Consider the following 25,021-nt stretch of genomic DNA (forward strand, 5'->3'; position numbering starts at 1 on the left):
CTTATTGTGCCTTTCCTTTCTTAAGTAGTTTTACTGTGATAAATTCTGTTAAGTTCCCTCTGATAAAAGCAACGATAAAAGCAACGAGGATTGCTCTAACTGCTAAAGGTGTGATTGATGCACCAAGGGTAGTTATGCCGGCTGCTATACCTGACCATACGAACAATTCTCCTGGGTTTGCATGTGGGAAAAGTCCAAGCATAGGATGTGCAAATGTAAACATACCGTCTATACAAGCTGCTTTGTCTTTTTCTTCAACGAAACGAGCCATTGTATAACACATAGGATTTGTTAAAAAGAATAAAGCCATAAAAGGTAATAAAGTATATCTTAATATTCTGTATTTGGTTATTTTCTTTGCAAAGTTCATAACCCTTTCTTCACCTATTAATGCGATAATGGCATTAATTAATGTTAATAAAATGATTAAGTTGGGAAGTATGCTTGTTATTAATCCAACTAAATTTTCTCCCCCTTTACTTATCATGCCGTTAAAACCTTCTGCAATTTTTACTACTAGTTCCATGTTTTTACCTCCGTTTTATTATTGTTCTAAGCATTCCAGTTTTTTGTTTTGTAATAATTCTTTTGCATTTTCCAAAGCTAATTTCAATTTTTTGTTAGATACTTTTTCATGTAGAGAGTCAATAGAAAGATTTGTATAGTCTTCTTTGTTTTTTAGTCTTGAAAAAACCGTATAGCCACTCATTTCTAAAAATTCGATAATATTATCATTATTATCAATAACGGTAACTATCAAAAATCCTTTTCCAAATGACAGTTTTCTTTTGCTTGTACCTGTAACCAAATAATATTCATCTTTATACTTACTCTTTAGCTGTGCTATTTTTGTATAAATATTTTTAAGCTGCAAGTAAGAAAATATGGTTTGGACAAATATAACAAGAAGAAACAGTACCATAACCATAACCCACATTTTTTATACCGCCTTTCCTTTATTCTTGATTTGATATTAATTTTGGGGAGAAAAAATGTCAATGCGATATGCATAAGTGGAACATATTCCACAAAATTGACGAGATATATATTTGTTCAAGGAACATATGTGTAACATTTGTTCTTTATGGGAACAAATAATTGACTTGTGTTACTTGTAACATTATTATGTTTACAAGATTTAGCTTTAATGATAAGCAGAAAGAAGGTATATAATGAAAACAAAGGCAATAAGGCTATATGGAGAAAATGATTTAAGACTTGAAGAGTATGAACTACCAAAAATGAAAGATGATGAAATATTAGCAAAGATTATTACAGATAGCGTATGTATGTCTACTTATAAATTATCAAAACAAGGAGAAAAACATAAAAGAACTCCTGATAATTTAAAAGAAAATCCTGCAGTAATAGGTCATGAGTTATCCGGTATAATAATAGAAGTAGGAGATAAGTGGAAAGATAAATATAAAAAAGGTCAAAAGTTTACAGTACAACCTGCAGTTAGTGTAGATGGAAAAGTAAAAACAGTAGGGTATTATTATCAGTATTACGGCGGAGATAGTACATATAGTATTATTCCAAATGAAGTAATGGAAAATGATTGTTTAATTCCTTTTAACGGAGATTCTTTCTTTGAAGCTTCTTTATCAGAACCTGTTTCTTGTATAATTGCCGGATATAACAGAATATATCATACAAATGATGAAAATCATATTCACTCAATGGGCGTTAAGAAAAATGGAAAGATAGCAATTTTAGGTGCTTGCGGCCCTATGGGACTAGAATGTATAGATTATGCACTTCAGCTTGAGGATGCACCAAGTCTTGTTGTTGCAGTTGATGTATCAGAAGACAGACTAAAAAGAGCAGAAAAACTTTTATCTAAAAAAGCTCAAAAAGATACAAAAATAGTATTTGTAAATTCAAATGCATATGAAGATTCTACAAGTAAATTGATGGAACTAAGTGATAATGAAGGTTATGACGACGTATTTGTATATGCACCTATTACTCCGTTAATAGAACAAGCTGATAGTATACTTGGTAAAGATGGGTGTTTAAATTTCTTTGCAGGTCCTATTGATAAAACATTAAGTGCAAATATAAATATGTATAATGTTCATTATAACTACACACATATTACCGGTTTTACAGGAAGCACAAACCAAGATGTTCTTGATGCTTTATCTTTAATGGAAGAAGGAAGATTAAGCCCTACTATCATGGTAACTCATATTGGTGGACTTGACAGTGCAATTTATGCAACTCAAAATGTTCCTGATATTCCAGGGGGTAAAAAGATGATATATACTCAAATTGATATGCCACTTACAGCAATAGATGATTTTGAAAAACTTGGCGAAGATAATGAATTATTTAAAAGGTTATATGAAGAGTGTAAAAAATATGATGGATGCTGGAATAAAGATGCAGAAAAAGTATTATTAGACTATTATAATATTTCACTTAATGAATAGGAGATAAAATATGTTAGTAAACACAAAAGAATTATTAGTAAATGCACAAAAAAACAAAAAAGCTGTAGGCGCATTTAACTGCCCTTCTCTTGAAGCAATAAGAGCTACAATAAAAGCAGGGGAAAGCTTAAACTGTCCGATTATTTTACAGCATGCTCAGTCGCATGATCCGATAATGGAAATGGAAGAGATGTTACCTATATATATGTACTATGCAAAAAGAGCAAGTGTTCCTGTTAGTGTTCACTTAGACCATGGCAGTACTTTTGAAAAATGTATTATGGCAATAAGAATGGGTGTAAGCTCTATTATGTACGATGCATCAGCAAAGGATTTTGAAACAAATATAGAAGAAACAAAATATATTACTGAAATTGCTCATGCAGCAGGGGTATCTGTAGAAGCAGAGCTTGGTCATGTTGGAAGTTTTGCTTCATCTGATGAAGGCGGCGGTAAAGATGATGAAGGTATATATACAAATCCGGAAAGCGCATATGAATTTGTTCAAAGAACAGGAGTAGACTTTCTTGCAATATCTTTTGGAACTACTCATGGCGTATATTTAACAGAACCTAAACTTGATATTGAAAGAGTAAAAACAATAAAAGAAAAAATAGGAATTCCTCTTGTTATGCATGGAGGTTCAGGAGTAAGTGAAGAAGATTATATAAAATCAATCAAAAATGGTATAAGCAAAATTAATTATTATACATATATGAACTGTGCCGGTGGAGAGGGGATACATGAGTATATAAAGAAAAATCCGAATAATATGGCATTTGATAAAATGAGTCTTTATGCAACGGATAAAATGGAAGAAGACGTAAAACGAGCAATGTCTATATTTGACTGTTAGTCTATATTTATAATTTATTTTAATTTATGTTATTATAATATAGCAAATATTTATTATGCAAAGACAACAAAGAAAGTAGGTATTAAAATGGTAAAGACAAAAGTAGTAAGCATAGGAAAAGAGGCATATTTTGAAGGATATCCTTTACTTGTAATATTCGGTAAAGACTGTCCTGATGAGTTAAAAGATATTTGTATAGTACATGAGTATATTGACAATCCCAATGCTGAAATGATTAAAGTAGGCGGTAAAATACTTATTGGTGGAAATGAATATACCGTTGAAAAAATCGGCGGTGATGCAGCAAATGAAAATTTATATAATTTAGGGCATATGACTATTAATTTTAGTCCCGATTTAGATTTAATGCCGGGAAGCATACTTGTTTCTCCTTGCGTAGTTCCCGATATAAAACAAGGGGATATCATAGAATTTTAATGAGGATAAAATATGGAAAATTATGATGAAAATCGTTTACTAATCGAAATTGCTCATCTATATTACGATAAAAATCTAACTCAGGCACAAATCGCAAGAAAGTATAACATAAGCCGTTCTTCCATATCGAAAATGATAACAAAAGCAAGGCTTCTTGGAATAGTAGAGGTTGTTATTCATGATGAAGGCGTTCATCCTTACAGAGAACTTGAAAGTGAGCTTAAAGAAGCATTGTTTTTAAAAGACGTAATTTGTGTAAATGTTGAATATAAAGACTTGCTTATTGATAGATTAAGTTCTGCCGCAAGCAAATATCTGGCAAGAAAAATGAGTAACAATAAAGTTATAGCAATGGCAGGGGGCAGAACCTGTTATCAGATAGCATCAGGTTTTGTGTGTTCTCTTCCTTTTGATGATGTAACTTTTGTTCCAATATCCGGTGGACTTGGAGATAAGTACAGATATATGCAGGCAAGTGCAATATGCGAAATGCTTGCCCATAGAAGCGGCGGTAATTATATGGAGCTACATGCTCCTCTTGTTGTAGATTCTCATGAAGCTAAGAAAATGTTAATAAGTCAAAACTTTATAAAAGAAGTTTTTGATAAAGCAAAAAATGCAGATTTGGCAGTTGTGGGAATAGGGGGGCAAGATAGATATCGTACTTGGGTTGAAAATTATATGTATAAACAATATAAAAGTCTTCAAGAATTAGACGAAGCAATTGTAGGGGATATATCCTATAACATATACAATAAAAGAGGAGAAAAAATAGATTGCAAATGGCATGATCATTTAATGTCATTAGACTTGAATGAAATAAAAAAGATAAAAGAAGTTGTTGCCGTTGCCGGAGGAGTTGAAAAAGCCGACAGTATATATACAGCAATAAGGTGTAATTATATTGATTCCCTTATTACAGATGTAAATACGGCAAAAAAACTTATTTCACTTGCAAGATAAAACACCGCTTAAGTGGTGTTTTTTTAATGCACTATTATAAAATAAATTACATATATCCATCCTAAAAGTCCATGTATTATCGCCCAGAATATAGAATGCCAAGTTGTATAACTTATAACCATTGCAAGGGCACTTCCGAATGAAATACCTGACTTTACGGTTTTTTTAACAATAGTCGTTGTGTTTCCTGTTTCCATAATTATTCCTCTTTTTATTTATTCTGTCACTGTTTCATATGTCCAGTTCATAATTCCGCCCATATCATATACGTTTTTGTATCCTATGTTTATAAGTTTCATTGCGGCTTTTTTACTTCTTGCACCACTTCTACAGTATACGATTATTTTTTGATTTAAGTTACTAACCTCTTTTAATTTTTCATTTCCTATGGTTTCGTTTGGAATTAATACAGCGTTTTTAATATGAGATGTATTATATTCATCTTCTGTTCTTACGTCAATTATGATTACATCTTCTTTTTCCATCATTTCTTTTGCTTCATCTACAGTAATTTTATTATAGTTTGATGTAGGTTCTTCTTTTGTAGTAAGAAATTTAAAACTTATAAATAATAAAAGAGCAATAAGTAATATAACGATGATAGTTTTCATTGTTTTCTCCTTATATATTTTGTATAGCAAATATTATCACAAATTAAATTCTTTTTAAATAAAAAAATATAATTAATGGAAAAATTTTCGTATTGAATAAAATATAAAAAAGTAATATAATTTATTAGAACATATGTTTCAAATAAACGTTTGATAGGTGATGTTATGAAAAGTAACAGAATATATATGTGCATAGATTTAAAATCCTTCTATGCATCGGTGGAATGCAGACAGCGGGGACTTGATCCAATGACTACAAATTTAGTGGTTGCAGATCCTAAGAGGAGTCAAAAAACAATTTGTCTTGCGGTATCTCCGGCAATGAAAAAGCTGGGCGTTCCCGGAAGATGCAGATTATTTGAAATACCAAGACACATAAATTATATAATAGCTCCTCCCCAAATGAAATTGTATATAGATGTTTCTGCGGATATTTACGGAATATATTTAAAGTATATTTCAAAGGATGATATACATGTTTATAGTATTGATGAAGTTTTTATGGATGTAAGTGACTATTTATATATGTATAAAATGAATGCAAAAGAGCTTGCAAAAGAAATTATGAAAGATATTTATGATACTACCGGTATAAGTTCTGCTTGTGGGATTGGAAGTAATTTATATTTAGCTAAAGTAGCTCTTGATATTATGGCTAAAAGAACAGATGATAACATAGGCGTTTTAAACGAAAAAATGTATAGAAGAATGTTATGGGAGCATAGGCCAATAACGGATTTTTGGAGAGTTGGAAGAGGTATTGCAAACAGACTTGAAAAAATAGGGGTTAAAACCATGAAAGATTTGGCTAAGACAGATGAAAATATGCTTTATAAAATATTTGGCATAGATGCGGAGCTTTTGATTGATCATGCATGGGGAAGAGAAAGCGTTACAATGCAAGATATAAAGAAATATAAACCTAAAGCTACATCAGTAGGAAACGGACAAGTCCTTGGAAAAGACTGCGATGTTAAAACAGGAAAAATTATAGTAATGGAAATGGTGGATTCTTTATGTCTTGACCTTACAAGAAAAAATCTTGTTTGCAGCTGTATTACTCTTCATGTTAGATATAACAAAAAATACTTTAAAAAATATTCACATGGAACAATAACCATACCCACTTTAACCAACTCTTCAAAAACAATAAGCTCTTATGTATCAAAGTTATATGATGAAATTGTCTTAAAAGATGCGTTAATTCATAGGTTTTATATAACATTTAACAATGTTACCAATAATGATATTTATCAGTATAATTTGTTTAGTAATATAGAAGAAAATAAAAAGGAAGAAGTTCTTCAAAAAACAATTATAAATATAAAAGATAAATATGGAAAAAACTCTCTTTTAAAAGGAATGAGCTTAAAAGAAGGTGCTACGGCAAGGGAGAGAAATATGCAAATCGGAGGGCATAGAAGTGGAGAGTCAAAATAGAATAAAGATGAAAAGGGAAGATAGGGCAAAACAGTTTATGCCTTTTAAAGCATTAAAAGGATATGATGAGGCACTTAGGATAAAAGAAAAAGTTAAAGTGGAAAAAAAGGAATTTTCAAGAGAATATGAAGAAGTGCTTGATTACAAATTAAGACAGTTAAAAAGAAATGATATTGTTAAGATTATATATTATTTTAAAGGAGAATATATCGAAAAAACGGGAAAGGTAAGTAAAATAGATACTGTTTCAAGATGTTTATATATAACAAATGATAGAATTTTATTTGATAATATATATGACATAGACATAATAAAAGAGAAATAAAAAAAGTGCATTTTAATGCACTTAAATTTTAAAGGTGGAGCTACTAACGGGACTTGAACCCGTGACCTCTTCCTTACCAAGGAAGTGCTCTACCTCCTGAGCCATAGTAGCACTAACAGTTCATATAATATCATGATTTAATATATTTGTAAATTTATTTTACCATATTTTTTTCAATAAATTCTAAAATATCTTTGTACACTTCCTGTTTGTTTTTTTCGTTTAAAATTTCATGACGCATACCAAAATATAAAATATGTTTTATATCTTTATATCCTGCTTCCTTTAAAAAATCCATGCTGTTATGGAAATCATCTTCCTCACCTATAACTGGGTCGTCTTCGCCTGCAATAAATAAAATTGGCAGATTTTTGTTTTTTACTTCATATTTTTCTTTTTTAAAGGCATTTTCGATTAATTTAAACAAATTTCTAAATCCGTTTAATGTAAAAACATATCCGCAAAGAGGGTCCTTATTGTATTTTTGAACTTCTTTAACATCGCTGTTTAACCATTTGTTTTTTATATTTTCTTCAAATTTATCGTTAAATGAGCCAAAAACAACCATATTTAGTAAGTTGCTTCTATGATGTTTTCCTTTTAATTTTTCAAGATAATCAACTATCTTTATTCCAAGACCTGCGGCTTTATTTTCAAAAGGAGCTCCGCATAAAATAAGCCCGTCAATTTCATCATCGTATTTTTGTATATAATTTCTTGTAGCCAAAGTACCCATACTGTGAGCAAAAATAAAGTATGGGATGTTCGGATATTCTTCTTTCATTTTTTTTGTTACGGCATACATATCTTCGACTATCATTTCACCTGTTTCATCATAAAAATACCCCAGATCCTCTTTTGTTTCAACACTTTCACCGTGTCCTCTGTGGTCATTTATTATGCATGCAATACCGTTATTTGCAAGATATTCCATAAAAGGATAATATCTTTCTTTATGTTCTGCCATACCATGAGCAATTTGAATAACTGCTTTTGCATTTTCTTCTGGTGCTTTTATATAACATGAAAGTTGAAGTTTCTCATCAGATGAATTAATTGAAAATAATTGTTCTTTCATTTTTAAATTACCTCTGTGTAAATTTTAAAATTGAATTAAGCCGATTTATATAAACATTATATCACAAAAGATAGGATTAAATATAATCATGTCATTTTATTTATATAAATTTAATAATTTATAAAAAAAGTAAAAGAAGATATATTCCTCTTTTACTTTTTGTTATACATATTCATTGCTTTGTCAAGATCTTTGTCAAGGGCAGTATAGATTGCTTTTGACGTAGTTTTTACAAGTTCTCTTATTATAGGAAGTTCTTCTTCGCTAAATCTTCCAAGAACATAATTTACAAGATCACCATGTTCAGGGCTTCCAACTCCAAGGCGAAATCTTGGGAAGTTTTTTGTAGCGATTTCTTTTATTATTGATTTCATTCCATTATGGGTTCCTGCTCCGCCGTTTTTTCTTATTCTAAGTTTTCCTTTTGGAAGTTCTATATCATCATAAATTATAAATATATTTTCTTCAGGAATTTTAAAATAATCTTTAAACAGTTTTACGCTTTCACCGCTTAAATTCATGTAAGTTCTCGGTTTTACCAAAAATACATCTTCTCCGGCAATTTTACCTTTGCCAAAATCTGCCTTGAATTTTGTTTTGTTTATTTTTATATCGTATTCTTCACTTAAATAATCTATTGTTTCAAATCCTATATTATGTCTTGTAAGATTATATTCGTTTCCTATATTGCCAAGTCCCACTATTAAGTACATTTCTTTCTCCTTAAGTATAAAATAGCTTATTTATTATATCATTTATTTTTAAATTTCAATAAGATTTTATTCATTTATTTTATCAATAATCGCTTTTGATACCATTTGCACCATATTTGTCATTGATGTTATAGCCATTATTGCAACCATGCTCACATCTTCTATGGTTTTTTCATTAGGCTTAAGGGATATATTTTCTTTCTCTTTTTCATTTTTGTTAAGTATATCTTTACTGTAAGGGACATATTCGTTAAAAAATTCCATTTATCCTCCTTAATTAATTTATATATTTTATTTGAAAATTATGGTATATTAAAATAAATATTAAATTAAAGAGGCAATTATGAACAGTTTAATAAAAACTATACTGGATAAATATCAAGTAAGAAAATCATATAAAGATAAAAGCAGATTTATAGAATTGTTAACTGAATATTTTAATAATAACAATATTAAATATGATATTGAAGAATATAATGATTTCTTTAAGACAAGAAATATTGTAGTGGGTGATATAAATGAAGCGGATACAGTATTTACCGCTCATTATGATACGTGTGCAAGAATGATTTTCCCTAATTTTATTACTCCGAAGAATCTATTTATATATGCTATTTATTCAATCCTTTTAGGATTTTTTCTTGTATTGCCTGCTTTAGCGGTAAAATTTACTTTAATATTATTTACTAAAAGTGAGATTATCGGGAATATAGGTTATATTTTAATTATTATATTAGATTTATATTTAATGATGTTTGGTTTTAAAAACAAACATACTGTAAATGACAATACTTCAGGAGTTGTAACTTTACTTAATATAATGGATAAACTTAGCAGTGAAGAAATAAATAAGTCTGCTTTTGTGTTTTTCGATAACGAAGAAATAGGACTCGTAGGTGCATTCAAATTTAAGAAAAAACATAAAGATATTATAGATAATAAAGTTATTATAAATTTTGATTGTGTAAGTGACGGAGATAATATACTTTTTGTTACAAAGGAATTGACTATGCATAGTGATATTTATAAAAAAATGCAGAATATCATAGAAAGAGTAAAGCATAAATATAATAAAGAAATACTTTTAGAAAACAGCAAAAAGACGTTTTATCCTTCAGACCAAATGGTGTTTAAAAATGCTATTGGTGTTGCGGGGCTTAAGAAGAATAAAATACTTGGATATTATCTTGATAAAATACACACAAATAAAGATATAGTATTTAAAAAAGAAAACATAGATCTATTGACTGACATTATGGTTGAGTTAAAAAAATAAAGCCTTTTACGGCTTTATTTTTTTATTATATTTGAATTTAGAATTTCAATGCATTCATCTGCACTTCCCTTTATAAAGCTATCCTTTTTTAAAGGTATTGTCATTTTACCTTGTAAAAATACAACAATAAAGTTATCTGTTTCATCAAAGCCTTTAACGCTTTCAAATGGAACAGATCTTTCTGTTTTGTCAGATTTCATAGTTATTTTATCGTTTATGGTGATGTTAAATATAGGGTACTCTTCTTTATTTAAAAGTAAAGCCCTTTCTTTTTCTGCTTTAATATTTTTTCTCATGGCAAATTTACCTGAAAGAAAACTTACTATAGACAGTAGTACTGCAACAACGCCAAGTGAATTTTTAAAGGCAATAAAATATGCTGTGCCTATAATAAGTAAAATAAAAGATGAAATATAAAGTTTCTTAAATTCTTTTTTACACCAAAAAGCCATTACTTCGTTTATTGCATTTTCATCATACACAAATTCATTTATTACTTCTTTGTTCATTTTTTTTACCCTCTGTTTTTATTTATGTATATTATACACTATACTTTATGTAGAAATAAAAAAATTACCTTTAAAAAAGGTAATTTTATTTATTTTTTATTTCTTTTTCCATTACAAGATAATTTCTTGCATTTACTGTATTTGGATGAAGTAATTTCCCGCTTTTTAGAATTGAAAGAATTGTTCTGTTAAGGCTCATTACAATGGCTTTGTCAATATTTTGATATGCCATTTCTCTTACTTCTTCAACGCCTTCATATGTTCTTGTTTCTTCTATAACATCGGCAAGAAAAACTATTTTTTGAAGCATAGTCATGTTTTCTTTTCCCGTTGTATGATATTCTATGGCACTTAATACATCTTCATCCGTTATGTTAAACTTGAATTTTGCAACTATTCTTCCTGCTTTTCCATGTAACAATGCGGTATTTACTCTTTCGATTTCATCTATTTTAAAATATTGTTTTTTTAAGATATCAATCATTGCATCAGGATCCATATTTTTCGCACAGTCATGAAGAAGAGCCGCAAGGGAAGCCTTTTCTGTATCATATCCATAGTTTTTAGCAAGTTTTACTGCTTCTCTTTGTGTTGCAAGGGTGTGAATATATCTGTCTTCTTTTAGCATTTTCTTTAATTCGTGTTTGATGTTTGTGTATTCTTTCATGTTACTCTTCCTCTAATCGTTATAATATAAATTATTCTCTATTATATATTGTGCCACTTTTTCAGGAATTTTTAAAGAGTTATTTTTTAAAATATTCTTTCTTATTTCACTGGAAGATAAATCTATAAGGTTAAAATTTTCTAAAAGGGTTATTTTTGCATTGTATTCTTTATTTAAAAGATCTGTTTTTTCTTTAAGCTCTTCTTTTTTATAAGGTGGTCTGTTGGCTATTATGAAATTTACTTCTTTTAAAAGAGTTTCATAATCTTTCCATTTGTGTATTTCAAACACTAAATCAGCTCCTCCTATAAAAAATAAGTCATTGTATTTATCTTTTAAATAAGATACCGTATCAATTGTGTAACTTACCCCTTTTTTGTCTATTTCATAAGTATCTATTTCAAAAAAAGGGTATTCTTCTATTGCAAGTTCAACCATTTTAAGTCTTTGCATTGTTGAAACTTTGCTTTTATTTTCTTTTATTGGATTGATGTTTGTTGGTATAAATAATACTTTATCAAGAGAAAACTCTTTCTTTGCCGATAAAGCGAGCTTTATATGCCCGTTATGTATCGGGTTAAAGCTTCCTCCTAAAAACCCGACTTTCATTAATTATAATACCTCATATTTATTTTTGTCAGGATTTCTTTTATAAAGTATAAAAGTATTTCCTATTGTTGTAACAACTTGACTGTTTGTTTTATCTGCTAAATAATTAGCTACTTCTCTTACATCTTCAAGTGAATTTTGTTGGATTTTTCCCTTTATAAGTTCTCTGGCTTTTAATGCGTCTTTTACTTGAGTTACTATATTGTCGCTCATTCCGTCTTTGCCTATGTGAATTATAGGCTGCATTTTACTGGCTTCTTTTCTTAAATAACTTCTTTCTTTGCTGTTCATTTTTTACTTCCTATTTATAATATTCAAATTCAAAACCTTCTATGTTTACTATATCGCCGTCTTTAATACCCATTTTTTCCATTTCTTCAAAGATTCCTTTGTTTTTAAGAACTCTTTGGAAATACATACTTGATTCATAATCTTCAAGGTTTACGGATTTTATAAGACGTCTCATCATTTTTCCTTCAACATAATATACGTTATCTTCAACTTCAATTTCGTATTCTTTTTCTGCTTTTGGTGCGTAGATTACTTTTTCTTCGGTTGTAAAGAATAAAGGTGTTTTTGGTGTTTCAGGCAGTAATTCAACTATACAGTCCATTATTTTATCAAGACCGTCATTCATTGCCGCACTGGAATTAAATACCTTATATCCTTTGTCTTCAAAGTATTTTGTAAGTTCGTTTATTTTTTCTTCTTTTTCGTCAGGATTAATTAAATCTGTTTTATTAAGAACTACAATTTGAGGTCTTTCCTTTAATTTCTCAGAGTATAGGGAAAGTTCGTTGTTAATTATATCAAAATCTTTTTTAGGGTCTCTTCCTTCTATTGATGATGCGTCAAGAACATGAACAAGAAGTCTTGTTCTTTCAACGTGTCTTAAGAATTGATGACCAAGTCCTTGTCCATCACTTGCTCCTTCGATAAGTCCCGGAATATCAGCAAGAACGAATTCTTCGCTGTTTTTATATTTTACTATTCCAAGATTTGGTGAAAGAGTTGTAAAGTGATAATTTGCAATTTTGGGAGTTGCATTTGTTACCATTGAAAGTATTGTAGATTTTCCTACATTAGGGAAACCTATTAAACCAACATCGGCAATTGTTTTAAGCTCTAATATAAGCTCTTTTTCTTCTGCTTCGTCTCCCGGTTTTGCAAATTTAGGAGATTGTCTGGTTGAAGTTGCAAAATGTTGATTACCTCTTCCTCCTCTGCCTCCTTTTAAAACCGTAACTTCTTGGTGGTTTTCTACCATATCACAAATAAGCTGACCGGTTTCACTGTCAAAAATAACTGTACCTACGGGAACTTCAATTCTAATGTCGCTACCGTCTTTACCGCTCATGTTGCTTCTGCTTCCGTTTTCACCTGCTTGAGCTGCGAACTTTCTTTTGTATCTAAATGCTTCAAGTGTATTTAAGGCATTATTAGCAACAAAAATAACGTCTCCGCCTTTTCCTCCGTCTCCGCCTGAAGGACCGCCGTTTGGAACGTATTTTTCTCTTCTGAAAGCTACAGCACCGTCTCCGCCTTTTCCGCTTTTAACATTAATTTTTACTTTATCTACAAACATAATTTATTCCTCTATAAAAAATTAAACTCCACACCTTTTAGTATGGAGTTTATTAATTAAATTATTCTATTGAGCTTTTGGATAAACACTAACTTGTTTTCTTGTTTTGCCTTTTCTTTCGAATTTAACAACTCCGTCAGCTTTAGCAAATAATGTATCGTCTCCGCCGATTCCAACGTTTACTCCAGGATAAATTCTAGTTCCTCTTTGTCTTACTAAAATGTTACCTGCTAATACATATTGGCCGTCGCCTTTTTTTGTTCCAAGTCTTTTTGATTCACTATCTCTACCATTCTTTGTACTACCCATCCCTTTTTTGTGAGCGAATAGTTGTAAGTTATCTAAATTAAATTTAATCATTTTATTCCTCCATGATATTTACTTTTACAAACTCAGGGTTTTCTTCGCTAAGACTTTCTACAGATAGTAAGAATGTCTTTGTCAAAACATCAGTTTTTATTTTCTTTTCTTGATTTGCTTCATTTATTTTAACAAGAGAATAACCTTCTTTAACTTTAACATCAATATCAGCTTTTATATATTCGCTTAATCCGTTTATTAAAGCTATTAACAAGGTTGATACACTGCAACAAATCAAGTCATAACCTTTTTCACCGCTTCCGGCATGTCCCTTAAGTTCAATTTGTTTTATAAAATTCGATTTAATATTAATGTCGATATTAATCATTATTCAGCTTTTTCTTCAGCTTTTACTAAACCTGTAATTTCAACTTTTGTGTATGGTTGACGATGTCCTTGTTTTCTTCTGTAGTCTTTTTTAGCTTTGTATTTATATACAATAACTTTTTCGCTTTTTCCTTGTTCAAGGATTTTTCCTTCTACTTTGTAGCCTTCTACTACAGGAGTTCCAACAAGAATATTTGAATCTTCATTTACCATTAATACTTCATCAAAAGTAACTTTCTTTTGATTTTTTCTTTTTGGAACAATTTTTTCAACGTTTATAACGTCACCTTTTTGAACACGGTATTGTTTACCGCCAGTTTTAATAATTGCATACATATCTTTCTACCTCCACTATCCTGTCTCGCCGTCTAAGGTGTGAAAATCAACTTCTTTTTACCTTTTTCAGTGCGGATACATGCTTATTTAGTATATCATAGCCTTTTTTTGCTGTCAACAAAATAAAATATTTTTATTATAAAATTAAAAGAATTTTTTTATTAAACTTAAAAATTATTTTGAACAAAAATTATTTATGTATTCATATTAAAAATAAAGAATAAATATATATGACTAAGGAGGAAGTTTATGAAAAAATATGTATATATTGCTCTTTTTGCTGTTATATTAATAGCTTTTATGTTTGGAATATGCTGCTACCTTCTTGTTACGGCTTCTTATGTTGATAATTCACTTTATATATTGGAAGGTAAAACCATTTGTATAGATGCAGGGCATGGGGGAAAAGACCCGGGGAAAGTGGGAAATATAAAAAATGAAGATGACCTTAATCTTGACGTAACTTTAAAATTAAAAGATATTCTTATGAGTATGGGAGCAAATGTTGTTTTAACCAGAGATAGTGAAAACGGGCTTTATGAAGACGGAAGTCTTGTTTGGAGAAAAAAAGATGATATGAAAATAAGAAGAGAAATAATAAAAGAATCAAACTGCGATATATTAATAAGCATACATATGAACTCTCATACTGATAACAGCAGAGGTGCAGAAGTTTTATACTTAAAAGACCATGAAAAAAGTGAACTTCTTGCAAAAAGAATAAAAGAACAATTGGATAATACATCAAAATATTCAAAAGAAAGAAATATAGAGCCTCATGATGATTTATATATATTAAAAAATGATAATATACCAAGTGTACTTATAGAATGTGGGTTTATGAGTGAAGTAAACGAAGAAAAGCTTCTTAATGATGAAGAATATCAAAAGCAGCTTTCTAATTATATAGCTCTTGGAGTAGTAAAATATTTTTATAACAATGATTTTACTCATAATAAATAAAACAGTTGTAAAAACAACTGTTTTATTGTGATTTTATTATACCCTTTAAATATGCACTTAGAAGCATTTCAAGATAATATATTTCTTTATTTATTTCCTTTGCTTTATCCGTATCTTTTACAAGAATTCTTTTATTGTTGTCATATAAAAACCTTTGTTCACTTTTTATATCTATTTCATTTTTTACCGCATAATCAATATTTTCAAAAGGGTGATGGGCTATTAAATTCATTCCGTAAGAATTGTAAGTTAATGTAAAACCTGCAATACCCGTTACGCTTCTATATGCTTTTGAGTATCCTCCGTCAATTAAAAGAAGTTTCCCGTCTGCTTTTATAGGGCTTTGACCTTCTTTTAATTTAATGGGAACATGACCGTTTATTATTTTTGCATTTTCATCATTAAGAGAAAACTCTGCAAGTATTTCTCTTGCAACTTCTTTATTTGCCGCTTTTGTAAAATATGCAAGATATTTTTCTTTGTGAGTTTCCTTGTCATCTATAAAATACCTTTCAAAGGTTGCCATTTTGCTTTTTCCAAAAAGAGGAGAGTTTGGAGAGCACCATAAATACCAGAAGTATGATTTGTCGCTTTGCTCGCTGTTTGCAATACTCCTTAAATGAAGTTCCATTTTATCTAACAGTTCTTTTCCTTTATAATATTCTTCACAAACTTTTACTTCTTTAAATGTTCCGTCTTCGTTTAGGGGTATACATCCGTGGAAAAGAAGATTTCCGTTGTAAACTAGGTACATGCTTCCTTTTGTAAATAACGTATCTACATGTTCACTTAGTTTTTCACTTGATATAAAACTTTGTTTTAAAGATTTTATTATTTTTTCTTCTTCTTCTGTAAGTTTTGCAGGGTTATTTTTATCTATTGTAGGAAAATCTTTTGTGTTAAGTTCATATTCCTTTTCATCTATTAGGATTGTTCCTTTTTCAAAATCACATTTTGAAAGTAAATCTCTGTTATCCATATTATATTCAGGGTGATTTTTTATTACCTGGCTTTCGAGTTTAAATTGAATAACGGCTATTGCCTTTTGCATTTTAGCAAGAATTATTTCATCTATATCGGGATTTTCATCGCTTAGCCTTGGAAGAAAGTTTTTTAAATCTTCTTTTGTTGAGTTTTTATAAGTTTCTTGAGCGAATAGAGATAACATTAAAATGCCTATTCCATAACCATCCCTTAAGGTTTCGATGTTTCCGTATCTTAAACATATTCTTATTACGTTTGCTATGCAGGCTTCATCTCCGTAATTTGCACCCATCCATACTATATCATGGTTGCCCCACTGAATATCAACGCTGTGGTGATTTGTTATAATATCCATCGCCTTATGTGCACCTTTACCTCTGTCATATATATCTCCTATAATATGAAGATGGTCAAGGTTTATTTTTCTTATGGCTCTGCATATTTTTATTATGAAGTCATCGCTTGCTTTTGTATCTATTATTGTGTCTAAAATATTTTCAAAGTATAATGTTCTCTTTTCGTCTTTATTGTTTACATACAAAAGTTCTTCTATGATATTTACATAATTTTTATCTAAAACATTTCTTATTTGTTCTTTTGTTGCTTTTGCCGATACGGTAGAAAGAATTTCAATAAGATATTTTAAAGTTTGTTTATACCAGATTTTATGGGTCTTGTTTTCTTCGTGAAGAAGTTTTAATTTTTTATGCGGGTAATAAATAAGAGTTGTAATTGTTCTTATTTCATCTTCGCTGGCTATACTTCCTATGGTTTCTTTAACTTTTCTTTTTATACTTCCTGAACAGTTCCTAAGTACATGTTCAAATGCTTCGTTTTCTCCGTGTATATCGGTAATGAAGTGTTCCGTTCCCTTTGGAAGATTAAGAGAAGAGTTTAGCTCTATTATTCTTGCTCTTACATGAGAAGGGTTTTGATACTGTTTAGAAAACAAATTTAGGTAGTCAATATTATCATATATTTCTTTTGTGTTAAATTTTCTCATTTTTTTACCATCCTTTGTATTATAATACTATAATGCTTTGGTTTTATAAATAATAATGATATAAAGTTTTTTTTAATATGTATGAGAAGTAAGTTAAAAAAGAATAAAAATATTTAAAAAATACAATTAATTTGATATGTTTATTATTTGGAAATATGATATATTTTAAAATGCAATTTTTTAATTATGTTATAATAATATATAATTTATGCGTTTAATAAAACATTAAGAGGGTATTTATGTTTGGTAGGATATTTAACGAAACAAAATTAGGTGAAAGAATAAAATTTGATGATAAAAAAGGAAGCATATTTGTTCATGGCGTAAGTGCGAATTTAAAAAATATGCTTAGTTTGTATACTTATGAAAAAGAAAACAATCCTATAATATATATTTTAAAAGATGATTTGGCGGCAAAGGAAGTATATAAAGAACTTATAGATATTAAAGGTGAAGACGATATTTTATATTATCCACAAAAGCCTATAACTCATGAGTTTATAGATGCACATTCAATGGAGCTTACAAATAAAAGAGTAAGTGTAATAAAAAATGCATTAATGGATGAGAAAAAGATTATTGTAACATCTATAAATGCAATATGTGAAAAGGGTGTATTTTTTACTAAAGAAGATATTATTACAAAAAAAGTAGAAGATATATGGGATATAGATGATTTTATAAAAACTCTTGAGTACTTCGGCTATGAAAGAGAATATGAAGTAAGTGGGCAAGGTGTATACAGCGTAAAAGGCGGGATTGTCGATGTATTCGTTATGGGGGAAGAAAAACCTGTAAGAATAGAGTTTTTTGATGATGAAATAGATTCAATAAGAACATTTGATACTGTAACAGGTAAAAGTATTGATATGCTTGAAAGTTTTACTTTAGTTCCCGCAAAAACAAGTATTTTAAATTTTGAGAAATTAAAGGAACTTAATAAAAAAGCAAGAGGAAAATTAGAAAAAGATATCGCAAAGAATACGGACGAAGAAATAGACAAAAATTACAGAGAACTTTATGAAAAAATAAAAGATAATACAAATTTTACAACCAAGTATGTTTTCTATGCCTTAAAAGAATTAAAGTCTGTTTTAGATTTATTTACAGATCCTATAATTATTTTTGATGATTATAGTCTACTAAAGAAAAGCTACAATTCTTTTTACAAAAAAAACAAAGAAGAATTAAAAGACCTTTATGAACATGGAAAAATTCTTAATAATCAGGTAAACAATCATTTTACTTTTTCACATGTAGAGGAAATATTTATAAGGAATAATTCCATGATTTATTTTGATTTGTCTATGACATCAAATAATCTTTTCTGCAAAGATATAATAGAAATAAAATCTGCAGACAATATCAATTATGTAAAAAACATTCATTTTTTAATAGACAGTATAGTTTCTTTTCTAAAAGATGATTACAAAGTTTTAATGACATATAGAAATGAAAAAGAGAAAAAGAACTTAAGCGAGTTTTTGGATAATTACAAATTAACTTACAGCGAAAATATTGCAAAAGGAAGAATTGCTTTTGTAAAGGAAAATATAAAGTACGGTGTAAATATATTAAGTGAAAAAATGTTTATTCTTTCTTATAATGATATTTTAAAGAAGAAAGAAACAAAAAAAACAGTAAAAAAATCTGATAAAAAGAAAGAGAAAGCATTTTTCAGCGAGATATCAAAAGGGGACTATGTAGTTCATGAAACATATGGTATAGGTAGATATCTTGGTATGGTAAACATGGAAGCCGGAGGATTATATAACGACTATTTGGAGATAGAGTTTGCGGGAAGTGACAAACTTTATGTAATTGCAAATAAGATGCATCTTGTAAGTAAATATATAGGAAGTGACGATGCACCTCCAAAGCTTAACAAGTTAGGTTCTCAGGTTTGGGAAAATACAAAAGCCAGAACAAAAAAGGCTGTAAAAGAGCTTGCCAAAGAATATATAACCCTTTATGCAAAAAGAAGAGAAATAAAAGGATATGCTTTCTCTTCCGATACTCCTTGGCAAAAAGAATTTGAAGATAGTTTTGGATATGAGCTTACTGAGGATCAGGAAAGATGTGTAAGGGAAGTAAAGGAAGACATGGAAAAACCTTATCCTATGGACAGGCTTGTATGTGGGGATGTAGGTTTTGGGAAAACAGAAGTTGCCATGCGAGCTGTATTTAAAGCCTGTATGGATTCAAAACAATGTGCAGTTTTGGTACCAACGACAATTCTTGCTATGCAGCATTACGATACTTTCGTTGAAAGGTTTAAAGATTTTCCCGTAAGTATAGAAATGCTATCCAGATTCAAGACGAAAAAAGAGCAAGATAAGATAATAGATAAATTAAAAAGAGGAAAAGTGGATATTGTAATAGGAACGCATAAACTGCTTTCCGATAGTATTCAGTTTAAAGATTTAGGACTTCTTGTTGTAGACGAAGAACAGAGGTTTGGAGTTGCGCATAAGGATAAGCTTAAACTTTTAAAAGAAAATGTAGATACTCTTACTTTATCGGCAACACCTATTCCAAGGACTTTAAATATGTCTTTAATAGGTATAAGGGATTTATCCACAATAGAAAAACCTCCAAAAGAAAGAGAAGAAACAGAAACATATGTACTTGAGTATGATGATTATATAATCAAGGAAGCTATAAACAGAGAACTTAGAAGAGATGGGCAAGTATTCTTTGTTTATAATTCAGTAAAGAATGCTGAAAGTACTTGTTCTTATTTAAGGAAATTAATTCCAGGGTTAAAAGTTGAATTTGCAAATGGGCAGATGCCTGAAAGAGAGCTTGAAAAAACAATGTTTAGCTTTTTAAATAAGGAATTTGATGTGCTTGTATGTACGGCGATAGTTGAAAATGGGCTTAACATATTAAATGCAAATACCATGATAATAAAAGACGGTAATAATCTTGGACTTTCTCAGTTATACCAGCTTAGAGGAAGAGTTGGAAGAAGCAATAAAAATGCTTATTGCTATATAACCTATGAAAAAAACAGAGCTTTAAACGAAACTGCCGTAAAAAGACTTAAAGCAATAAATGAATTTACAAAATTTGGTTCGGGATTTCAAATTGCCATAAGAGATTTGCAGATAAGAGGTGCAGGTAATCTTTTAGGAGCAAATCAAAGCGGACATTTTTCTTCGGTTGGATATGAGCTTTATACAAAAATGCTTTCAGAGGCTTTAAAAGAAAGCAAAGGAGAAAAGCTAAAAAAAGAAGTGGAAACAAGTATAAATATGAAAGTAGATGCTTATATAGGAAAGAATTATATTGAAGATGAAATGCAAAGAATCCTTACTTATAAAGAAATAGCGGGTGTTGAAACAGAATCTGACAAAGAAGACCTTATAGATCATTTAATAGATGTATATGGAGATATTCCGTCTGCAACAATGAACCTAATTAATATATCCCTTCTTAGAAATAAGGCATCTATGAAAGATGTATTAAGCATTAACGTAAATGAACAAAATAGAGAAATATATTTTGATTTTGATAAAGACATTGAAATTAATATAGATGTAATAAATAACCTATATGAAATGTTTAAGGGTAAATTTATAAAAAATGCAAAATTCATTAGAATATGTTTCCCTTATAAAAAGACCAGAAATGTTCATGTAAATATCATGAAGCTTATAGATAAAATAATTGATAATCTATGATGGATTGTGTATAATTTATAAGATTAATCATTATTAATATAAAAGTTTATGTAACAGAAAGGAAATGTTATGAAAATTATTATAAATAAAGTTGTTGGTATTGTTGTATCGCTGCTTTTTGTATTATCTGTATGCGGATGTACAGTAAATGAAGAAAAACTTGCTTCAAGTGCTGTTGCAAAAGTTAATGATACAGAAATTTTAAAATCACAAATGGATGAAATTGTTAATTTTACAGCTGTATATTATTATGCTACAACAGGACAAGATATAACTGAAGATGAAGACTCTTTTAAAACTATGAAAGAAGATATTGTTAATGATATGGTTGAAAGAGAACTTCTTAAAACAGTAGCTGATAAATACGATTATAAAGTTAATGAAAAAGAAGTTGAAGAAGGCGTAAATAATTTACTTGCCGGAATTGAAGAAAGTCAATATATGACAAATGATGATTATTTGGAAATTTTACAAAAATATGGTTTTAAAGATGAAAAAAGTTTTAAAGAAGCCGCAAAAACATATTCAGAAGCAATGACTTATACTAATGGTTTCATGGATAAATTCAGAAATGAAGTTCAAGGTAAAGGCTATGCAACTTCAACATATATGACTGTTGATGATATAGAAGTTCCAGCATATGTTTATTATTATATATATATTCAAAAAACAATAGAAGAAGAATATAACAGCTATATGAATTCTTATTATTCAAGCGGGGATTCTTCAACTACGGAATCGAAAACTCCTGAAGAAATAAAAGAAGACACAGAAGAAACAATAAAAGAAAAAGCTGCTTTTTATGCCGAAGGAACAGCAAAGAAACTTGAAGTTACAGAAGAAACAATTAATAATATAAAAGAACAAAATTCAACATATGATTCAATGTATGGTTCAGAAACAATGGAATCTGTATATAATGCATATGGAATAACTAAAAAACAATATGATGAAGCTGCTACATGGGTAGCAACTGCCGATGCATATAAAGATAAACTTCATGATGAAGTTTCATATGAAAAACCTACAGAAGATGATGCAAAGAAAGAATTTGAAAAAAATACAAAACAATATGATACTTCAACAGTAAGCGCAAAACATATTTTGACACAAGATAAAGATTTGGCAAAAGAAATTTATGAACAAGCAAAAAAAGAAGGGGCAAATTTTGATGATTTAATGAGCAAATATCAAAATGATGAAAGTGTTGAACAGGCATCTGATCTTGGCGCTTTTAAGTATTCAGATATGGTTGAAGAGTTTTCTGAAGCTGTATTTGATGCTGAAAAAGGTGAAGTTATAGGACCTGTTAAAACAGAATATGGTTATCATGTAGTTTATGTTTATGATAAAAATATCGTAGAACCTAAGTTTGAAGATTCTATGGATCAAATTTTAGTTGCACTTGATGCCGACAGAAAGGCAGAAGCTGCTTCTAAGTTAGATGAAGAAATTAAAAAAGAACATAAATATGATATTTTAAGAACAGAAATAGATGAGCCATTTAATATGTTTATGGCTGATTTAAAAGAAAACAATAAGATTAAAACTTATAAATCTATAATTAAAAAATAAAAAGAACTGCTTTGTCAGTTCTTTTTTTATAAAAGTATTGACTTAGAGTTAACTCCAAGGTGTAAATTATATATAGAAAATAAAAATAGCTATAAATTATATATTTAAAATATAGAGGTAAGAAAAATGAAAATAGCCGAAGTTAGTAAAAAAATGAATTTATCTCAAGATACACTTAGATATTATGAGCGTATTGGACTTATTCCGCCGGTAAAAAGAAATTCTTCAGGGATAAGAGATTATACTGAAAAAGATATTGGATGGGTAGAATTTATTAAATGTATGAGAGGAGCAGGGCTTTCAATTGAAAGTTTAATAGAGTATGTAAAATTATTTGAAGAAGGTGACAAAACTGCGAGAGCAAGAAAAGATATATTATTTGAAGAAAGAGAAAAGTTAATTGAAAGAATTAATTCAATGCAGGAAACTCTTGAAAGATTAAATAAAAAAATTGAAAGATATGAAAAATGTCTTAAAAAAGAAAAGGAACTCAGAGGTGAATAAAAATGAAAGATGACAGAATAGGTTTAGCAAAAGAAAATTTGAAAAAACTTGTTAAAAATGAAAATATTGAAGATTTGTTAGATTCAGAATTTGAACAAATAATGAATTATTTTATTTATGGAGAGGTATTTGAAAACAGTGATTTAATAGATAAAAAATTTAGGGAGCTTATTACAATAAGCGTTTTAACCGCAAGCGGTTTATTTTCATCTCTTAAAGAACATATTGAATATGCATTAAATTTAAATATAAGCAGTGTAGAAATAAACGAAACAATATTACAGTGTTCTCCTTATATTGGTTTTGCCAAAGTTAAGGAAGCTATAAAGGTAATGAAAGAAGTTTTTAAAGAAAACAATATTGAGTATTCTGTAAAAAGCCAAAGTACAACAAGTGAAGATAATAGATTTGAAAAAGGGTTGGAAGTTCAAAAAGAAATTTTTGGAGAAGTTATTGATAAATTACACGAAAATGCACCAAAAAACCAAAAGCATATACAAAATTATCTATCTGCAATGTGCTTTGGAGACTTTTATACAAGAAAATGTCTTGATTTGAAACAAAGAGAAATAATTACTTTAAGTTGTTTAATATCTCTTGGAGGGTGTGAAAGTCAAGTTAAATCTCATATTCAAGGAAATATTAATGTAGGAAATACAAAAGAAATACTTATTGCGGTTATAACCCAGTGTCTGCCATATATAGGCTTTCCAAGAACGTTAAATGCCTTTAATTGTTTAAATGAAGTCATACCTGATTAGTAAAAAACACTTAAACTTTATATAGAGTTTAAGTGTTTTTTTATATATAAAAAATTTACAGCTTTACTTTTATTTTACATTCCTTTTACTTAAGTATGATTTCCAAAGTTTAAATATTGGTATATCATAGCACCATATTAAATAAAGAGAGGAAATGAAGAATATGAAAAAGAAATTATTAGCTGTAGGTTTAGCAGCATTATGCTTAATGGGATTTGCCGGATGCGGTTCAAGCTCTGAAGGAACTGGATCAATAACAATGGCAGGTTCTACATCAATGGAAAGCGTAGCAAAAGCATGGGGTGAAGATTACCTTGCTAAAAACGGAGTAACAATCTCAGTTCAAGGCGGAGGTTCATCAGCAGGTGTAACAAGTGTTGTTGATGGAAGCGCTCAAGTTGGTATGTTAAGTAGAGATGTTAAAGATGAAGAAAAATCAGATGATTTACAAATTACTCAAGTAGCAATCGATGGTATTGCAATCGTAGTAAATCCTGAAAATGGTGTTGAAGATTTAACATCTGCTCAAATTGCTGATATTTACACAGGAAAAATCACAAACTGGAAAGAAGTTGGCGGAGCTGACGAAGAAATCGTAGTTGTTGGCAGAGAAGCTGGTAGTGGTACAAGAGATGGTTTTGAAAGCATTCTTGGTGTTGAAGAAAAATGTAAATACAAAGCTGAACTTAACGAAACAGGTCAAGTTAAATCAACAGTTGCTTCAACAAAAGGCGCTATCGGATATATGTCTTTAGGATATGTTGATGATGAAGTTAAAGCTGTAAAAGTTGACGGTGTTGCTCCAACAGAAGCAACAGTATCAGACGGAAGCTACAAGGTTCAAAGACCATTCATCGTAGTAACAAAAACAGATGCTTCTGAAGAAGTAAAAGCATATGTTGAATATATGTTAAGTGAAGAAGGTCAAGCTATCGTTGAAAGCAGCCACTTTGTAAAAGTAAAATAATAAATTACATAAATTAAATAATTAAAACATTAATGCACCATATGGTG

At 29.4% G+C, this 25,021-nt stretch carries 29 protein-coding genes and 1 tRNA gene; 13 read left to right on the plus strand and 17 right to left on the minus strand.

The window, feature by feature from the left end; genetic code table 11:
• Window position 1: 1 nt before the first annotated feature.
• Together srlA and FGQ49_RS00305 are read right to left on the minus strand one after the other, a co-directional pair.
• On the minus strand, window positions 2-526 hold the full coding sequence (gene srlA, locus FGQ49_RS00300; protein WP_138267918.1) for a PTS glucitol/sorbitol transporter subunit IIC: 525 nt from the start codon (window positions 524-526) through the stop codon (window positions 2-4).
• A gap of 18 nt (window positions 527-544) precedes the next feature.
• On the minus strand, window positions 545-937 hold the full coding sequence (locus FGQ49_RS00305) for a transcriptional regulator GutM (protein ID WP_138267919.1): 393 nt from the start codon (window positions 935-937) through the stop codon (window positions 545-547).
• A 235-nt stretch (window positions 938-1,172) separates the two neighbouring features.
• On the opposite strand from FGQ49_RS00305, the gene FGQ49_RS00310 reads away from it, so the two are divergent.
• The 4 genes from FGQ49_RS00310 to FGQ49_RS00325 all read left to right on the plus strand — a co-directional run bounded on the left by FGQ49_RS00310 (window position 1,173) and on the right by FGQ49_RS00325 (window position 4,695).
• Window positions 1,173-2,438: a zinc-binding dehydrogenase gene (locus tag FGQ49_RS00310; RefSeq protein ID WP_138267920.1), complete on the plus strand. Its 1,266-nt coding sequence runs from the start codon at window positions 1,173-1,175 to the stop codon at window positions 2,436-2,438.
• A gap of 10 nt (window positions 2,439-2,448) precedes the next feature.
• Window positions 2,449-3,294: a class II fructose-bisphosphate aldolase gene (locus FGQ49_RS00315; protein ID WP_138267921.1), complete on the plus strand. Its 846-nt coding sequence runs from the start codon at window positions 2,449-2,451 to the stop codon at window positions 3,292-3,294.
• Between the two features lie 87 nt (window positions 3,295-3,381).
• Complete coding sequence (locus FGQ49_RS00320; protein ID WP_138267922.1) at window positions 3,382-3,732, plus strand: PTS glucitol/sorbitol transporter subunit IIA; 351 nt, start codon at window positions 3,382-3,384, stop codon at window positions 3,730-3,732.
• A gap of 12 nt (window positions 3,733-3,744) precedes the next feature.
• Window positions 3,745-4,695 (plus strand): sugar-binding transcriptional regulator, encoded by a 951-nt coding sequence (locus tag FGQ49_RS00325; protein WP_138267923.1) that lies wholly within the window; start codon window positions 3,745-3,747, stop codon window positions 4,693-4,695.
• A 23-nt stretch (window positions 4,696-4,718) separates the two neighbouring features.
• Here FGQ49_RS00325 and FGQ49_RS10265 read toward each other — a convergent pair whose 3' ends face one another.
• Together FGQ49_RS10265 and FGQ49_RS00330 are read right to left on the minus strand one after the other, a co-directional pair.
• Entirely contained in the window at window positions 4,719-4,892 is a 174-nt protein-coding gene (locus FGQ49_RS10265) for a hypothetical protein (protein ID WP_171020540.1), read from the minus strand.
• Window positions 4,893-4,910: 18 nt separating this feature from the next.
• The gene (locus tag FGQ49_RS00330; RefSeq protein WP_138267924.1) at window positions 4,911-5,306 is read right to left on the minus strand and encodes a rhodanese-like domain-containing protein; all 396 of its coding nucleotides are present in this window, start codon (window positions 5,304-5,306) and stop codon (window positions 4,911-4,913) included.
• A 165-nt stretch (window positions 5,307-5,471) separates the two neighbouring features.
• Here FGQ49_RS00330 and FGQ49_RS00335 point away from each other — a divergent pair, with 165 nt between their 5' ends.
• Both FGQ49_RS00335 and FGQ49_RS00340 read left to right on the plus strand, forming a co-directional pair.
• On the plus strand, window positions 5,472-6,746 hold the full coding sequence (locus FGQ49_RS00335) for a DNA repair protein (RefSeq protein WP_138267925.1): 1,275 nt from the start codon (window positions 5,472-5,474) through the stop codon (window positions 6,744-6,746).
• Window positions 6,730-7,071, plus strand: a complete 342-nt coding sequence (locus FGQ49_RS00340; protein WP_243112186.1) for a YolD-like family protein — start codon at window positions 6,730-6,732, stop codon at window positions 7,069-7,071. Before FGQ49_RS00335 ends, FGQ49_RS00340 begins: the two co-directional genes overlap by 17 nt.
• A 35-nt stretch (window positions 7,072-7,106) precedes the next feature.
• Here FGQ49_RS00340 and FGQ49_RS00345 read toward each other — a convergent pair.
• The 4 genes from FGQ49_RS00345 to FGQ49_RS00360 all read right to left on the minus strand — a co-directional run bounded on the left by FGQ49_RS00345 (window position 7,107) and on the right by FGQ49_RS00360 (window position 9,126).
• Window positions 7,107-7,182 (minus strand) — tRNA-Thr (locus FGQ49_RS00345).
• 43 nt (window positions 7,183-7,225) lie between these two features.
• Window positions 7,226-8,149, minus strand: a complete 924-nt coding sequence (locus FGQ49_RS00350) for an alpha/beta fold hydrolase (protein ID WP_138267926.1) — start codon at window positions 8,147-8,149, stop codon at window positions 7,226-7,228.
• 152 nt (window positions 8,150-8,301) lie between these two features.
• Complete coding sequence (gene pth / locus FGQ49_RS00355) at window positions 8,302-8,862, minus strand: aminoacyl-tRNA hydrolase (protein WP_138267927.1); 561 nt, start codon at window positions 8,860-8,862, stop codon at window positions 8,302-8,304.
• Between the two features lie 66 nt (window positions 8,863-8,928).
• Window positions 8,929-9,126, minus strand: a complete 198-nt coding sequence (locus FGQ49_RS00360) for a hypothetical protein (protein ID WP_138267928.1) — start codon at window positions 9,124-9,126, stop codon at window positions 8,929-8,931.
• A 79-nt stretch (window positions 9,127-9,205) separates the two neighbouring features.
• Between FGQ49_RS00360 and FGQ49_RS00365 the strand changes: the two genes are divergently transcribed.
• On the plus strand, window positions 9,206-10,138 hold the full coding sequence (locus tag FGQ49_RS00365) for a M28 family peptidase (RefSeq protein ID WP_138267929.1): 933 nt from the start codon (window positions 9,206-9,208) through the stop codon (window positions 10,136-10,138).
• Window positions 10,139-10,152: 14 nt separating this feature from the next.
• Here FGQ49_RS00365 and FGQ49_RS00370 read toward each other — a convergent pair whose 3' ends face one another.
• From FGQ49_RS00370 to rplU, 8 genes are all read right to left on the minus strand, one after another.
• Window positions 10,153-10,647 (minus strand): YcxB family protein, encoded by a 495-nt coding sequence (locus tag FGQ49_RS00370; RefSeq protein WP_138267930.1) that lies wholly within the window; start codon window positions 10,645-10,647, stop codon window positions 10,153-10,155.
• A gap of 85 nt (window positions 10,648-10,732) precedes the next feature.
• Entirely contained in the window at window positions 10,733-11,314 is a 582-nt protein-coding gene (gene yqeK, locus FGQ49_RS00375; RefSeq protein WP_138267931.1) for a bis(5'-nucleosyl)-tetraphosphatase (symmetrical) YqeK, read from the minus strand.
• Between the two features lie 12 nt (window positions 11,315-11,326).
• Window positions 11,327-11,923: a nicotinate (nicotinamide) nucleotide adenylyltransferase gene (gene nadD / locus FGQ49_RS00380; protein ID WP_138267932.1), complete on the minus strand. Its 597-nt coding sequence runs from the start codon at window positions 11,921-11,923 to the stop codon at window positions 11,327-11,329.
• Between the two features lie 3 nt (window positions 11,924-11,926).
• A complete protein-coding gene (gene yhbY / locus FGQ49_RS00385) occupies window positions 11,927-12,214 on the minus strand; it encodes a ribosome assembly RNA-binding protein YhbY (RefSeq protein WP_138267933.1) in 288 nt (95 codons plus the stop codon).
• Between the two features lie 10 nt (window positions 12,215-12,224).
• Window positions 12,225-13,508 carry a GTPase ObgE gene (obgE, locus tag FGQ49_RS00390; protein ID WP_138267934.1) on the minus strand — a complete coding sequence of 428 codons (1,284 nt, stop codon included), beginning with the start codon at window positions 13,506-13,508 and terminating at the stop codon, window positions 12,225-12,227.
• A 66-nt stretch (window positions 13,509-13,574) separates the two neighbouring features.
• Window positions 13,575-13,868, minus strand: a complete 294-nt coding sequence (rpmA, locus tag FGQ49_RS00395) for a 50S ribosomal protein L27 (RefSeq protein WP_138267935.1) — start codon at window positions 13,866-13,868, stop codon at window positions 13,575-13,577.
• A gap of 1 nt (window position 13,869) precedes the next feature.
• On the minus strand, window positions 13,870-14,196 hold the full coding sequence (locus FGQ49_RS00400; RefSeq protein ID WP_138267936.1) for a ribosomal-processing cysteine protease Prp: 327 nt from the start codon (window positions 14,194-14,196) through the stop codon (window positions 13,870-13,872).
• Window positions 14,196-14,531, minus strand: a complete 336-nt coding sequence (rplU, locus tag FGQ49_RS00405; RefSeq protein WP_138267937.1) for a 50S ribosomal protein L21 — start codon at window positions 14,529-14,531, stop codon at window positions 14,196-14,198. Before rplU ends, FGQ49_RS00400 begins: the two co-directional genes overlap by 1 nt.
• A 249-nt stretch (window positions 14,532-14,780) precedes the next feature.
• Here rplU and FGQ49_RS00410 point away from each other — a divergent pair, with 249 nt between their 5' ends.
• Entirely contained in the window at window positions 14,781-15,494 is a 714-nt protein-coding gene (locus FGQ49_RS00410; RefSeq protein ID WP_138267938.1) for an N-acetylmuramoyl-L-alanine amidase family protein, read from the plus strand.
• A gap of 22 nt (window positions 15,495-15,516) precedes the next feature.
• Here the strand turns inward: FGQ49_RS00410 and FGQ49_RS00415 are convergent, their stop codons facing one another.
• Entirely contained in the window at window positions 15,517-17,481 is a 1,965-nt protein-coding gene (locus FGQ49_RS00415; RefSeq protein ID WP_138267939.1) for a fructose-1,6-bisphosphatase, read from the minus strand.
• A 239-nt stretch (window positions 17,482-17,720) separates the two neighbouring features.
• Between FGQ49_RS00415 and mfd the strand changes: the two genes are divergently transcribed.
• The 5 genes from mfd (at window position 17,721) to FGQ49_RS00440 (ending at window position 24,974) form a co-directional block, all read left to right on the plus strand.
• The gene (gene mfd / locus FGQ49_RS00420) at window positions 17,721-21,167 is read left to right on the plus strand and encodes a transcription-repair coupling factor (RefSeq protein ID WP_138267940.1); all 3,447 of its coding nucleotides are present in this window, start codon (window positions 17,721-17,723) and stop codon (window positions 21,165-21,167) included.
• A gap of 69 nt (window positions 21,168-21,236) precedes the next feature.
• Entirely contained in the window at window positions 21,237-22,742 is a 1,506-nt protein-coding gene (locus tag FGQ49_RS00425) for a peptidylprolyl isomerase (RefSeq protein ID WP_138267941.1), read from the plus strand.
• Between the two features lie 126 nt (window positions 22,743-22,868).
• Complete coding sequence (locus tag FGQ49_RS00430; protein WP_138267942.1) at window positions 22,869-23,246, plus strand: MerR family transcriptional regulator; 378 nt, start codon at window positions 22,869-22,871, stop codon at window positions 23,244-23,246.
• 2 nt (window positions 23,247-23,248) lie between these two features.
• Window positions 23,249-24,007 carry a carboxymuconolactone decarboxylase family protein gene (locus FGQ49_RS00435; protein WP_138267943.1) on the plus strand — a complete coding sequence of 253 codons (759 nt, stop codon included), beginning with the start codon at window positions 23,249-23,251 and terminating at the stop codon, window positions 24,005-24,007.
• A gap of 163 nt (window positions 24,008-24,170) precedes the next feature.
• Window positions 24,171-24,974, plus strand: coding sequence for a phosphate ABC transporter substrate-binding protein (locus FGQ49_RS00440; RefSeq protein ID WP_138267944.1), 804 nt, complete (start codon window positions 24,171-24,173; stop codon window positions 24,972-24,974).
• Window positions 24,975-25,021 lie beyond the last annotated feature (47 nt).

The sequence above is a fragment of the Anaerofustis stercorihominis genome (assembly GCF_005844425.1).
Classification (GTDB): Bacteria; Bacillota; Clostridia; order Eubacteriales; family Anaerofustaceae; genus Anaerofustis; species Anaerofustis butyriciformans.